The sequence below is a fragment of the Psychrobacter glacincola genome, from assembly GCF_904846075.1.
In the GTDB taxonomy this organism is placed as follows: Bacteria; Pseudomonadota; Gammaproteobacteria; order Pseudomonadales; family Moraxellaceae; genus Psychrobacter; species Psychrobacter glacincola_C.
Map to the genome: position 1 here is coordinate 444,741 of NZ_CAJGZH010000002.1, position 12,909 is coordinate 457,649.

Genomic DNA, 12,909 nt, shown 5'->3' on the forward strand with positions numbered 1-12,909 from the left:
ACAAATATCTTTAATGCCTAAACCAATAAGCTCTGAACCAATAATTTCCAAATTAGTGAGCTGTAAATTAGAAACCTAACCATCAATAGTGGTAGATATCGCGACATTGATAACCAATATAGTCATTCAAAACACCTATATCTTTGCTCATACTCAATAATAACAATGACTGAAATAACCACCACAAGGGATGCAATGTGTCAGAAATAAAACACATTTTACAACAGATTACAGCCTTAAGTGATGTGCCAGATCCTGCGGTACTCAAGCGCCTAATCGATGAGCTACGAGTGAGCGATAAAGAGCCCACGTTAGCCAATCAAAACATTCAAGAGCTGATTGATATTTTACGTCAACATCCAGAATATGCAGATGGACTGTCAAGTTTCGTCTTAAAACTGATTATTGAATATCGCCAAATTGCTTTATATACCGATACCGGTATCATGTCGGATCAGGGCTTTTTAATAGTCTACGTCGCCTTATCGGACACCGTTTTTTACCGCTATTGCCACAAGAAGATTCTGTCGTAGAATTGGTCGGTTATTTATTTGATAAACGCTCTGACGAGCGCTGGCTTGCCAATATTAAAAAAGACAAATGGGATGAACTGGTTGAGCTACTCAAAGTCGATGAGCAGCATTTAAACTTAGTTGCGACAGCAAAAAACAGTATTTTGAACGCGATTATCATTTTGTCATACCGTATCAGCGGTATTGGCTTGCATCCAGATTTGATGGAATTTTATCCGCAAATGCTGAATTATTCAGCGTCATTTGTGGCACAAAATCAAGAGGCGGTCTTATACGTCAATCAGTACCGAGAAGCGCATGAGCTTGATACTTTAACGGATATCACGCCCGAAAAAGCGGTAGATCCTGCGCCGTTACTGGTCATGATTGAACAATGCGAAGATATCGTTGCCACCATACGCAAGCGCATTTATAAAACGGGGATCTCTATTCGCCTGACCAATATGATGCTGCGTTTAGACCAAAGCTTGCAGCGTATGCGCATCCTAACTGAACTGGTAGCAGATAATTATGATAAGCGTGATCAGGCGCTCATTGAATTGATTCAAGCACTGATTACCACTGCTAGCCGCCGTTATAGTATTGGATACTTAATTGATAATAATACTAAGCTGCTGTCGCGCAAAGTCACTGAAAATGCCAGCCGTGTGGGTGAACATTATATTAGTACCGATAAATCGGGCTACCAAAAAATGTTCAAGAAAGCCTCTATTGGTGGTTTTATTATTGCTTTTATGGCAACGCTTAAGATATTAGCCTATAACCTAGCCCTCGCACCGATGGGACGCGCCTTTGTAAATAGTATGATTTATGGATTGGGTTTTGTTTTTATCCATATCGTTCATGGTACGGTTGCTACCAAACAGCCTGCTATGACGGCGGCGGCAATCGCCTCTACTATATCGGACGGTTCTGGCAAAAAGTCACACCAGTTAAATAAACTATCAGAATTGGTGGTCGATATTTTACGTACCCAGTTTGTGGCGATTATGGGCAATATCATGCTAGCAATACCAGTCGCTCTGATTATCTCTTTTGCATGGCTACAATATACTGGTGCGCCGATGATCAATACCGACAAGGCTGCACACTTACTGCATGATCTTGACCCTTTTCACTCACTGGCATTGCCCCACGCGGCCATTGCTGGCGTCTATTTATTTTTATCGGGTCTTATTGCTGGTTACTACGATAACTTGGCGGTCTACAACCAAATCGGTGCCCGTATTCAGCGCCACAAACTACTTCAATACCTACTACCAAAAACTTGGTTACAGCGTTTAGGCGGTTTTATAGAAGCCAACCTCGGCGCCATTATGGGCAATTTCTTGTTCGGAGTGTTCTTAGGTAGTACTGCAACAATTGGCTATTTATTTGGCTTACCGATTGATATTCGCCACATTGCGTTTGCCTCGGCGAATTTGGCGCATGGACTGTTTAATATATCTGCCAACCAGTGGGATTGGCAGATTGTGTTTATTTCTATTTTAGGCGTTGCCCTTATCGGCATGGTGAACCTCATGGTCAGCTTTTCGCTCGCCTTATTTGTGGCACTGCGCTCTAAAGAAGTAAAATTCATGGAGTGGAGTCGTTTAACCAAGCAGCTTTTCAGCCATATGCTTACCCATCCTTCAGACTTTTTCTGGCCACGTGATAAGCCAATGAAATATGCTCGTATCGACAGTCAAGGACATATGATTTTTGACGATACCAGCGCTCATAAAGGGGGACAAACTATTCCCAATAATTATGTCGTGCGGCGTTTGTCTGATGTAAAAATTCTACCTAAATCCAAGCAAAAAAGCATGCAAAATGAACAGGCTATCACAGACATAGATTACGATAACAACATCTCAAATGCTGACACTGACGCGGCGCTAAAAAGTCGGGAAACACACAGCACCACCAATCATATCAGTACCAAAAAAACCATTGAACTCGATGATGGGCTGATAGATGAGGAGCTCAATAGCGTTCCTTATAGTAGTGATATTCAATATGATAAAGCGCATAACGCCTTTACTGAGGGTAATGAGACGACTGCCCATCCTGAAAACGATAACAGTAACCCTGAAAATAAGGCTGCGGGCGATGCTAAAACCTCATTACCTAAACCCAAAAAACCACCGAACCTACCCAGCTAATGAGAAGATTTTGGTGGTTTAATAAATCGTTTGAATAAGCAAAATAGTTGGGGCGTGACCTCATTTTAAAAACGGAGATAGAAATGAGCCCACACCCTAATATTATGTTTCTAGCGGTAAGCAGTGCGCACTTGACCTGATGATTTTTTCATCACTCAAGCGATAAGCCAATAGATGATTACCCCAAACGCAGCCGCCGTCAAGTGCACTCGCATACGGTAAGTCTATCTCACCTTTCAGCGCTGCCCAATGCCCAAATAATACCTTGCGAGTCCGCGGCACTTGCCATTCAAACCAAGGCAAAAAACCCTCTGGCATAGACGCTTCTAACCCTGCTGCAAAGCTAAATTCTAACGTGCCATCTTGTTTACACAGCCGCATACGAGTGAAATAATTGGCAATTGCACGCATTTTGGTAAAACCATTAATATCTGGATGCCAGTCATCAGCAGTCTTGCTATATAAATTCGGCAATAAACGATCCAGCTGTTTTAAACTACTTTGCAATTGTGACTCTAACTGCTGCGCGTAATTTGCGGCCGCCTCAACCGTCCAATGCGGTGGAATGCCAGCATGAACCAATACTGTCTGCTCATCAGGAAAAGCCAATACTGGCTGATGACGTAGCCATTCAAGCAGTTCATCGCAATCATCGGCAGCAAAAATAGGCGCTGTCTGATCCTTTTTTTTAATCTTTGCCGCACCGCGCCAGACAGCGATCAAATTGATATCATGATTGCCGAGTACTGTCGCGGCTGCCCCTTGCTCGCAAAGTGCTTTGACATGACGCAAGGTACTTAACGAATCTTCACCACGTGCCACCAAGTCCCCTGCAAACCATAGCTTGTCTTGTGCAGGATCAAAATCCAATATTTCAAGTAAATGAAGGTACGCCGCATAGCAACCTTGCAGGTCACCGATGACATACTGATGGCGAAAGCTCATAAATCCTCAGTGTTTTTACGTGATATTTTTATGTGAAAGTTTTATGTCGTCATTTCCATATAAATGTCTTTGACGACGAATCGGCAGTAACTCGATTTAAACCTCTACTTTACGCGCTTGATTGCTTAAATTCACAAAATCTTTCACACTTAAGACTTCAGGACGTGCTTGTGGGTCAATGCTACACGCTGCAAAATCTTCTTCGCTCAATGTCGGTAGCAACGTTGATTTTTTAAAGATGGCACGTAACGTCTTACGACGATGGTTAAAGGTTTCACGTACCACAAGCGCGAAATATTCTTCGTCCTCTGCGACGACTGGCTTAGTAATATGCGGCGTCAAACGAAAAACCGCACTGGTTACTTTTGGTGGCGGATTAAAAGCACCACGTGGTACGGTCAGTAGATAATCGGTATGGCAATGATACTGCATAATGACCGACAGGCGACCATAAGTTTTGCTACCGACATCCGCCGTAATACGCTCGACCACTTCTTTTTGCAGCATAAAGTGCATGTCTTGAATCACATCGGCATAACTGAGCAAATGAAATAAGATAGGCGTAGAAATATTATACGGCAGATTACCAACCACACGGAGCTTGCCACGCTCATCGCTATACAGCTCGCGATAGTCGACATGCATGGCATTGTCTTTGATGATCGTAAAGTTTCGATGGCTGTTGGCACCGATACGAATACGCAGGCTATCTGCCAAATCACGATCCAGCTCGACCACAGTCATCGCATCCACTTCTGCCAATAATGGCTCAGTCAGTGCGCCCATCCCTGGCCCAATCTCAATCAAATTGTCATCGCGCTCTAAGCGAATGCTCTCAACAATCTCACGGATGACACTGCGATCATGTAAGAAGTTTTGACCAAAGCGCTTACGCGGTTGGTGTTTGGCAGCGCGTAGGCTGTTGGTAATAGACTGAGCATCAAACGATGTTTTGGACATAAAAAAGTCTTCATAGATAAAAAAGAGAGGGTCGATAAGGCAATGCCAGCAATGTGCTAGTTTTATAATGATGAATTATAACACAGCTCATAATTGCACTGTATTTTTGAGATATTTTATTGTTAAACTACCCATACATTAGCGCAATCGACATAGTGCCTTATTTTTTTCTAAAATCGTTTATTATAAGAGTATTATGAGAGTAAGCATGGTTCCCTAGTGAGGACTTGAATCTTTGACTGTAGGCTAATGATATCGAGGTTTTGAATTACTGAGATAGCCACAGTGTACTTTATGGTGTACTTACCATACATACTCTATCTATGATCGGTGCGCTATACAGGCATCGAGCTGTATAATTAAAATCTCCCAAGTTAAGGTCTATGAGATTAGCGACAGTGGTCATGCTTATATTAAACGGTTTAATCGTAGTTATCGCAATGAGGTTTTAGATTGCTATTTATTTAATGATTTAAAGGAAGTCAATAAGCTGACTGAGGACTGGATCAAGGTTTATAACACTGAAAGACCCCATGATTCACTTAATGATATGACACCCGCTGAATACAGACAGGTGGCTTAATGATTCTACGAAGATGTTGTGTTAAGTATGGGGTATTTACATGGAAAGTGCACTATGTACAACAAAAAATTAAATATTAATAAGTGTCTAAACCCAATTTTATCTATATTGTCAGTTGCTGTACTTGCTACGCTCTCATCAATGGCAATCGCTCAAAGCACACCTAACCAGTCTTTTAACGTATCAAGCGTTGCTGACAGCTCATCAAGTTGTGACATCTACAAGCACGTTGAACAGTCTGAAACCTCCATTGACCTGAATAATGTCACACAAACGCCAAATGGTATTAAAGTTCATTCTAATGACTTAGATCTTCAAGTGGAAGACTTTCAACCATGCAAAGCCAGTAAGCCATTCAGTAGTGACAAAGAGGCTATTGCGCTGTACCAGCAACTTGAACACGACTTAGACAAGATAGCGGAGATAATTATTCGTGATGTACCAGAAGGCTTCTCTAAATATAAAGGTTTAGATAATGAAGAACTTGACCAAATAATTAAAAACGTAGAACCGGTAAAACAGAAAAAGTACGATCCAGACAAGTTCATAAACGTATACATCTATATGGCGGTTCATAGTTATTTAGGCGAATTCGTACCTAAAGACGATGCTAAAGCCGTGCAGTATATGAGCTATGTGGTTGACTACCATCAATCCTTTAGCCCTAACGATGTATCACCATTACTTAATTCTATGGTTGCGATAGCAATCATAGAAAAACAAAGACATATCAATGATAACAATCCTATTAAATTACAGCATGAGACTGAGAGTAGCGTTGAAGCCGTGACTGCTTATTTGCTATCCAAAGCAGGGCACTTAGACACGAAGGCTATATTAGTAAAGAGTTACATCAATCGAATGGATGAGACCCTTGATAACCCCACTTTAGAAGTGATTCACCAACTATTTGACCCAAAACTTGAGGAACTCACACATCTTGCCGAGCAAGGAAGTTATATTGCTACAAATGAATTGAAAGAATTGTATAAGGGGCTAAAGACCATTGATTTAGAATATGCAGAGCAAGCAAAATATTGGGAAGGTCGAGTTGACACTTTGCCTCACCCAGATAATAGTTGGAATTAGGTGATATACATTTTAAGTATTTTTAGAAGATAAATAAATACTGTTTAAGCAACGTATACCCCAGCGGAAGAGCCTTTCCTAAAAACTGTGTACTGCTTATAATCCACTAACCGGAGAATAAGCAATGACTACTCAATCTGACATTAAAAAACTGGCCGAGCAAATGGCTGGTAGCATGAAAAGCTTTGATGACATCAAAGACTTCCAAAAGCAGCTCATGCAATCCTTTATCGATACTGCTCTTGAAGCTGAGATGGAAGAGCATCTGGGCTACCCCAAGCATGAGAAAGCAGACAAGCCTAACAAGCGCAACGGACACACTAAAAAGACCGTCCGTAGCGACACAGGCGATCTTGAAATCTCCACCCCAAGAGACCGTGATGGCGCTTTTGAACCTGCACTAGTGCGTAAGCATCAAACCCGTATCTCAGGCCTTGATGACAAGATCATATTCCTTTACGCCAAGGGTCAAACCACCACCGAGATTGTAGAGAGCATTAAAGAGCTCTACGACGTTGATATATCAAGCTCTCTTGTCTCAAGAGTCACCGATAACATATTAGAGGACATCACCGCTTGGCAGAACCGGCCGCTGAGCAGTGTTTATCCTATCGTCTATTTGGACTGTATTGTCGTTAAAGTACGTCAAGATAAGCAGATTATCAACAAAGCCATTTACTTAGCGCTAGGTGTTGCTCTTGATGGTAAAAAAGAGCTGCTTGGTATGTGGTTATCAGAGAATGAAGGCGCTAAGTTCTGGCTGGGTGTTCTCACTGAACTACAAAACCGCGGGGTACAAGATATCCTCATTGCCTGTGTCGACGGCTTAAAGGGCTTCCCTGATGCCATCAACACCGTCTACCCCAACGCTCAGGTTCAGCTGTGTATCGTACACATGCTGCGCTATTCGATGAAGTTTGTACCGTGGACAGATAAGAAGGCCGTAGCGGCTGATTTAAAGGCCATCTACGGCGCTGATACGCTTGAGATAGCAGAGGCCAATCTTGAGTCATTCGATCAGGTGTGGGGTGATAAGTACCCGCATGTGGTTAAGTCTTGGCGCAGTAACTGGGAGGGCTTAACGGTGTTCTTTGGTTATCCTAAAGACATCAGAAAAGCCATCTATACCACCAATGCTATTGAGTCATTAAATAGCGTGATTCGAACGGCGGTGAATAAGCGTAAGGTGTTCCCATCTGATCAGGCAGCTTTCAAGGTGATTTATCTGGCAACCCAGCAAGCATCCAAAAAATGGTCGATGCCAATCCGTAACTGGACGTCTGCTTTAAATCGCTTTATGATTATGTTTGATGATCGTATCAGTAAGCATTTAATCTAAATAGCAGTTACACAGAATCTGGGATAGGCTCCAGCGGAACCAACTATTTCAGCCTCCAAACCTATTAACAGACTACTTAAAACAGACTGGTATAATGGAACCATATATAACAGGTCTTTGAATTAAGGGACTCGCTACTGTGCTTTCCTAATAACGTTAGCCTATTCTTAGCAATAAATAAGCCACCTATAAGAAGGTGGCTTATTAGCGCTTGAATCACTTGAATTCATTGTTACACATTAAAGCCTATATGCTTCCCTGTTGGCAGCTCAACGTCGATACGAAGCTTGCCGCCCATAGCCTCAACATATTTTTTCATGGTCGATATTTTAAGATCATTGCCGCGATTTTCTATAGCAGACAATGAAGGCTGCTTAATACCCATGGTTTGAGCCAGCTCTTTTTGAGAGATATCTAACTCTTCACGGATACGAGACAGCTGGTTTTCTAAAAGCAGTTGCTCTGCCAGTTGTTTAATACGCGCTCGGCTATCTAAAGAACGCTCAGCTAACATCTCTTGTAGTGTCTTAGTCATGTTATAGATCTCCTAAGGTTCTGAGGTGATACTCATACTGCTGGTCTGCAGTGGCTAGCATTTCTTTATAAAAACGCTTTTTATTACCCTTATCACCAATACAAAGCACAACCGCTTGCCGCTTTGGATCAAAGGCAAAAAAGGCTCTGAGTGGCTTGCCTCTGTGCTGAATACGCAACTCTTTCATGTTGGTAAACTTTGAATCGTACACCGTATCCACTAAAGGACGACTAAGCTTGGACCTTGCTGTTCTAGAACCATCAAAGCTGCCAGTACTTTTTCTTGCGTTGATTCATCTTGCTGATCAAACCATTGGTTGAACAGCTCTGTTGTGATGACAGTCCACATATAAAAACCAATATATAGATTATAGTCTATAATATATAGTTAATCGAGACAGTCTGCAATTATAGTGAGCGGCTCTTAACAGCCTATTCTTAGTAGCGACAATATTTTCTATCGTTAACCTATTGGTTAAAGGGCTGTTCTAGATAAGTAGATTGCAACGATTTAATTAGCTCGATTGACCTAGCTGGTCAGGATATGAGAGTTTGAGATGATTAATAGACTAAAAAAAGAATGCATCACAGTTTAGTAAGCGTCCAATTAGGGGTTATTTAGAGTATTAGGGCTCGCGCCATCACTCAAGAAGGCGACAATCTTTATTCAATGGTGGCCAAGTGAATTCTTTATCATCATAGTGCAGTAAGATAGTATCGTTAGTGATTCCATTTTTATTGTGCCATTTAAATGCTGTAGGCGTATTTTCAAAGAAGTCAGACTACAGAAAGCATTTTGGTAGCTCTCCGCCTCTAGGCTAGCTAACGTTTGCTCTACATACTTATTGATACCATCAATCATCTCGTTGGCATCTTCTTGCCATTCAAAACTGTAATCTGCATCAAGAGAATCTAGATCATCAATTTTTTTTAGATCAATTAAGGCATCCATGAGTTTGCGTAGATTATTAAAGTCTAGGCTCGATATTGTGGTCTGTTAATAGGTTTAAGGGCTAAAATAGCTGGTTCCGCTAGGGTATGCCTGATTTCATTTGGCGAATGTTAACTTTCTAGAGTTAAAAAGGTAAATCGTATGGAAAATTTCAGTAACAAGACAATAATTGACGAAGAAATTATTATTGAAAGTAACAGCTGTATATTTCTAGGACCAAATTTAAAACTCGTTGATTGTGTTGTTATCAATAAGCAAACGGCTAGAGGTATACAGTTCTTAGATGCTGAAATGGTTGGGGGTGTTTTTCAGACGAAGAAGAAGCTAACCAATTGGCAAGAGCATAGTGTGACCTTCGACTCGGTAACCTTCAAAGGTAATTTTTTAGGATGCGATTTGGGCGGACGCCCTGATGAAGAGTCATCAAATCATTATGGATTAGTAAAAGACTGTGATTTTAGCCAAGCAAATATGCACCTATGCCGATTGTTTAATGCTGATATCGAAAGCATTAAATTTGGTAGATGGCCGTACTTCACTATTATTAATCTCGAGGCAGCCGCCATTCAAATTCAGAAATTAAACGTCCCAAATGAGTTAATAATATCGTTAGATATTTCTGATGAGCCAGAAGGAACATCAGCTGTACTATTTAATGCTGAATTGATTGCTAAGAAAGAAGGAATTGATATAGAAGTTATCAAAGAATTAGTCAGCCAGATTGATAGTGTCATAATATAGGTTATTTTATGGTTATAAGGACTATTATTAAGGAGGTCTACTGTGATTGGTGATACGGTTATTTATTTTTGAACCAGATGTCGAAAAAATTAAATATTATCCAGAAGAAGGGCACGGGTTTACATTTGAAACGTTGTGGTTTGATACCATTACAATGCTTGAGCTTACGGATATAATTGACATTCCAATTGATATAGCTGACACCGTCGCTTATGACGAGCATAGTGGTTATTTACTTTCGAAGCTAAACCCAAAAGCGGTTAGCTATATTTTTGAGAAATATCCAACACTGACTACTCTAAAAAATGTTGATGATTTAGATAAGGACGATCCGCTACACCAATTAGGTGATGTTGAGATATCTGATTTGATCAAGCTCTATGAGTTTATAAGACGATACGGTATAGAAAATTTATATCTTTATTCTACCTTTTAAAAGCCTGCTCTTGCAGGTTTTTTTTATGATACTACGTTAAGCCCACATTTAAGGAAGGCAGCTCAGTATTAACGACTTATAGTTATAAAAGCAATAATACCCCTGAGGGTTTTGTAAAAAAAACTACCTGCCGTGATTAAAGTCACAGACTTAGCTACCTTTAATCGTATGGCAGAGAATCCACTACCCAACACGACTTATGAGTATGGTAGCTATGCATGGCGTACCGATAGTAAAGGTCGTGTTGATCAAGTATCAGGTACAATTGATCCGAAAGACCATGGGCGTCAAACAACAGATAGCATTACTACGACAAAAATTGGTAACGATAAGGGGTCGAAATCGGGTGATGTAGGTTTCCATTTAATTGGTAATCAGTTCAATGGTCCAATTAATCGATTAAATGTTGTACCAGGTAACGGAAAACCTTCTAATGGAGTAGCAAACTTAAATCAAGGAGCCTATGCGAGTAAGTTTGAGAGTAAGGTAAAAGCGTTAGCCGCAGCGGGTAAAAAGGTAGAAGTAAGGATAGAGCCAATTTATCGTAGTGGTAATAATACAACAAGGCCAGATACAATCAGAACAAGCTATAGAATTGAAAACGGTACTTGGAGAACTAGAACGTTTAAAAATCAAGCAGGAGGTTGAAATGAATAACTATGAAAAGAACTCTATTGAAAAAAAGATATCACTTTGGGTACAGAGTAACGCACCTACCGACTGGAAAAAATGTTGTGTATATATTGAGCTAATTATCATAAATAATGATTATGAGTCAGATGAATCGGTAGTCTGGTTTGATAGTAATAATCAAGTTATTGATTATTTAGTAGAAGGTAGTATAGGTATTCAAATGACCGATTTATTTTACGAATTAAATAAAGTTAGTTTTATGACTGACAATAGATCTTGGACGACCTGCAAGATGAAAGTTACTTCAGATGGAAAATACAACTTTGACTTTGGCTATGACATACCACCACGCCTTATGGGATCAGCTGAAGACTTGATGTACGACCCAGACTATAAAGAGTTCTAAAATATGAACTTACTATTTAAAAACTTTATCCGTTATTAATTTGATTGAGCCAATATATAATTCAAACAACCGAAGTGTTAGACCAGATGCTTTTTCAGTGTCTTATGGCGAAGTTGGTAAAAGAGTTACAGAAAATATTATTCAAAATAAAAAAGGTGGTTGAAGATGAGTGTAACTAAAGTGGAAGAACTACAAGAGCTAATCGTTAGATGGGTTTTTGATAATAGTCCACAGAACTGGACTAAGTACTGTCACTACATTGAGCTAGTCAAAACAGGTGAGGATTTTGAAAATAGTTCATCTTCGGTATGGTTTCATAATAACGAAGAAGTAGATTATAGAGTAGACGTCAACAATAGGTATCTCTTATTAAAATTATTTTTTGAATTAAATGAAACTATGCATAATTCAAAAGAATATTGGACTACCTGTAAAATGAAAGTCACAGTAGATGGACAATATAACTTTGACTTTGGCTATGACATACCACCACGTCTCATGGGATCAGCTGAAGATTTACTCTATCATCCAGATTATGAAAGTTTCTAAACTCTGAGCTAGCTATTAGGGAAGTATTTGGTTTTGTATCTATTCATAATTGAGTACTCCCTCATAAGTCCTACTGTACAGATGATTTAGGTAATCTCGTAAAACACTACTCAGTGATAGCAGATATAAGACCAATCAGTTTTTGGTCTTATATCTTGCTTCTGCTAGTGCCATCTTATTCTGTGCTACTACGGTCAACACACAAGGCTTACCGATATAGTCAGTTTTGACAAATAGCATGTTTCCAGCAGTGGCTTCGACGATAGTGATGTCGCACTTGCCCTGCTTCATTTGACTCGCGGATGAATCGCTCAGTGCTGATAGTGTGCTGCTCATCGCTGCAAACTTGTCCGTTTGATTGCTCAATTCACTGATCGAAAAGCAACTAATGGGAAAGCCATCTGTGGTGCATAAGCTAACCAATATGACTTCTCTATTGGCGTCACACAGTGCTTTCATATGGCTTAATAACACTATTTTTGCTGGTGATTTTTCGTCTAATTTTTCTTTTAACATAGTCATATCTGGCATTAGTCTTGATTGTTAAGGGTATTAAATAATGACAACAGAGACACGGCGGACTCTCTATTTCTAGGATCTGTATGGAGCACGGGTGCCACCACTTTATGCTGCATCAACATCACTCTTATTTCTTGTCCCAGTGCTGAAAGGCTATCTTTGTCAGCATCCTCGCAATGAGTGATGCCAATGATACACGTGGTCTGATTTTTTTCTGGTGCAAAAAAGTGTAATAGCTTATCTAAATTGGCATAATCGGGTGTCTCGTCATATCTAATCAAAATGAGCAATCCCCATAGCGACTGATTGACGAACTCCCATAAAAAAGAAAACCGCTCTTGACCTGGCACACCGTAAATACCTAGCGCCATATCGTCAGACAGAGTGATGCGCCCATAATCGATACCGACCGTCGTGTACTCTTTACCGATATCGATACTAGATTTTGCTTCTGTTTCGATGGGGCTTATCTCGCTTAGGGTTTTGACCAACTGAGTTTTTCCAGCACCTACTTCACCAATGATTGCTAGTTTCTGATATTCAATT

13 protein-coding genes and 3 pseudogenes are annotated in these 12,909 nt (G+C 40.3%); 9 read left to right on the forward strand and 7 right to left on the reverse strand.

Annotated elements, in window-relative coordinates; translation table 11 throughout:
- Positions 1-197 precede the first annotated feature (197 nt).
- A pseudogene (locus JMW85_RS07910) lies at positions 198-2,677 on the forward strand (site-specific recombinase).
- A gap of 102 nt (positions 2,678-2,779) precedes the next feature.
- On the opposite strand, the gene JMW85_RS07915 reads toward JMW85_RS07910, so the two are convergent.
- On the reverse strand, positions 2,780-3,622 hold the full coding sequence (locus tag JMW85_RS07915; RefSeq protein WP_201581385.1) for a symmetrical bis(5'-nucleosyl)-tetraphosphatase: 843 nt from the start codon (positions 3,620-3,622) through the stop codon (positions 2,780-2,782).
- A gap of 96 nt (positions 3,623-3,718) precedes the next feature.
- Complete coding sequence (rsmA, locus tag JMW85_RS07920; RefSeq protein WP_201560234.1) at positions 3,719-4,582, reverse strand: 16S rRNA (adenine(1518)-N(6)/adenine(1519)-N(6))-dimethyltransferase RsmA; 864 nt, start codon at positions 4,580-4,582, stop codon at positions 3,719-3,721.
- A 403-nt stretch (positions 4,583-4,985) separates the two neighbouring features.
- Here rsmA and JMW85_RS07925 point away from each other — a divergent pair.
- From JMW85_RS07925 to JMW85_RS07935, 3 genes and pseudogenes are all read left to right on the forward strand, one after another.
- Positions 4,986-5,165: pseudogene (locus JMW85_RS07925) on the forward strand (integrase core domain-containing protein); the annotation flags it as partial.
- A gap of 54 nt (positions 5,166-5,219) precedes the next feature.
- A complete protein-coding gene (locus JMW85_RS07930; protein WP_045455950.1) occupies positions 5,220-6,254 on the forward strand; it encodes a hypothetical protein in 1,035 nt (344 codons plus the stop codon).
- A gap of 124 nt (positions 6,255-6,378) precedes the next feature.
- Positions 6,379-7,593: an IS256 family transposase gene (locus JMW85_RS07935; RefSeq protein WP_201581386.1), complete on the forward strand. Its 1,215-nt coding sequence runs from the start codon at positions 6,379-6,381 to the stop codon at positions 7,591-7,593.
- A gap of 232 nt (positions 7,594-7,825) precedes the next feature.
- On the opposite strand, the gene JMW85_RS07940 is transcribed toward JMW85_RS07935, so the two are convergent.
- From JMW85_RS07940 to JMW85_RS07950, 3 genes and pseudogenes are all read right to left on the reverse strand, one after another.
- Positions 7,826-8,128: a helix-turn-helix domain-containing protein gene (locus JMW85_RS07940; RefSeq protein WP_045455952.1), complete on the reverse strand. Its 303-nt coding sequence runs from the start codon at positions 8,126-8,128 to the stop codon at positions 7,826-7,828.
- 1 nt (position 8,129) lies between these two features.
- Positions 8,130-8,476: pseudogene (locus JMW85_RS07945) on the reverse strand (type II toxin-antitoxin system RelE/ParE family toxin).
- A gap of 318 nt (positions 8,477-8,794) precedes the next feature.
- A complete protein-coding gene (locus JMW85_RS07950) occupies positions 8,795-9,079 on the reverse strand; it encodes a hypothetical protein (RefSeq protein WP_201581387.1) in 285 nt (94 codons plus the stop codon).
- Between the two features lie 141 nt (positions 9,080-9,220).
- On the opposite strand from JMW85_RS07950, the gene JMW85_RS07955 reads away from it, so the two are divergent.
- The 5 genes from JMW85_RS07955 (at position 9,221) to JMW85_RS07975 (ending at position 11,844) form a co-directional block, all read left to right on the forward strand.
- Positions 9,221-9,820 carry a hypothetical protein gene (locus JMW85_RS07955; protein WP_201581388.1) on the forward strand — a complete coding sequence of 200 codons (600 nt, stop codon included), beginning with the start codon at positions 9,221-9,223 and terminating at the stop codon, positions 9,818-9,820.
- A gap of 46 nt (positions 9,821-9,866) precedes the next feature.
- Entirely contained in the window at positions 9,867-10,256 is a 390-nt protein-coding gene (locus tag JMW85_RS07960; RefSeq protein WP_201581389.1) for a hypothetical protein, read from the forward strand.
- Positions 10,257-10,424: 168 nt separating this feature from the next.
- The gene (locus tag JMW85_RS07965; RefSeq protein WP_201581390.1) at positions 10,425-10,904 is read left to right on the forward strand and encodes a DNA/RNA non-specific endonuclease; all 480 of its coding nucleotides are present in this window, start codon (positions 10,425-10,427) and stop codon (positions 10,902-10,904) included.
- 1 nt (position 10,905) lies between these two features.
- A complete protein-coding gene (locus JMW85_RS07970) occupies positions 10,906-11,295 on the forward strand; it encodes a hypothetical protein (RefSeq protein WP_045456448.1) in 390 nt (129 codons plus the stop codon).
- Positions 11,296-11,460: 165 nt separating this feature from the next.
- A complete protein-coding gene (locus JMW85_RS07975; RefSeq protein WP_045456445.1) occupies positions 11,461-11,844 on the forward strand; it encodes a hypothetical protein in 384 nt (127 codons plus the stop codon).
- Positions 11,845-11,979: 135 nt separating this feature from the next.
- Here JMW85_RS07975 and JMW85_RS07980 read toward each other — a convergent pair whose 3' ends face one another.
- Positions 11,980-12,366: a roadblock/LC7 domain-containing protein gene (locus JMW85_RS07980; RefSeq protein ID WP_201581391.1), complete on the reverse strand. Its 387-nt coding sequence runs from the start codon at positions 12,364-12,366 to the stop codon at positions 11,980-11,982.
- Between the two features lie 8 nt (positions 12,367-12,374).
- Complete coding sequence (locus tag JMW85_RS07985; RefSeq protein ID WP_201581796.1) at positions 12,375-12,908, reverse strand: GTP-binding protein; 534 nt, start codon at positions 12,906-12,908, stop codon at positions 12,375-12,377.
- Position 12,909: the final 1 nt, after the last annotated feature.

Coding starts and splice junctions, on each gene's coding strand:
- rsmA (WP_201560234.1), bottom strand. CDS start 4,582: ATGTCCAAAACATCGTTTGATGCTCAGTCTATTACCAACAGCCTACGC.
- JMW85_RS07930 (WP_045455950.1), top strand. CDS start 5,220: ATGTACAACAAAAAATTAAATATTAATAAGTGTCTAAACCCAATTTTA.
- JMW85_RS07940 (WP_045455952.1), bottom strand. CDS start 8,128: ATGACTAAGACACTACAAGAGATGTTAGCTGAGCGTTCTTTAGATAGC.
- JMW85_RS07980 (WP_201581391.1), bottom strand. CDS start 12,366: ATGACTATGTTAAAAGAAAAATTAGACGAAAAATCACCAGCAAAAATA.
- JMW85_RS07950 (WP_201581387.1), bottom strand. CDS start 9,079: ATGGATGCCTTAATTGATCTAAAAAAAATTGATGATCTAGATTCTCTT.
- JMW85_RS07935 (WP_201581386.1), top strand. CDS start 6,379: ATGACTACTCAATCTGACATTAAAAAACTGGCCGAGCAAATGGCTGGT.
- JMW85_RS07975 (WP_045456445.1), top strand. CDS start 11,461: ATGAGTGTAACTAAAGTGGAAGAACTACAAGAGCTAATCGTTAGATGG.
- JMW85_RS07915 (WP_201581385.1), bottom strand. CDS start 3,622: ATGAGCTTTCGCCATCAGTATGTCATCGGTGACCTGCAAGGTTGCTAT.
- JMW85_RS07970 (WP_045456448.1), top strand. CDS start 10,906: ATGAATAACTATGAAAAGAACTCTATTGAAAAAAAGATATCACTTTGG.
- JMW85_RS07955 (WP_201581388.1), top strand. CDS start 9,221: ATGGAAAATTTCAGTAACAAGACAATAATTGACGAAGAAATTATTATT.
- JMW85_RS07965 (WP_201581390.1), top strand. CDS start 10,425: ATGGCAGAGAATCCACTACCCAACACGACTTATGAGTATGGTAGCTAT.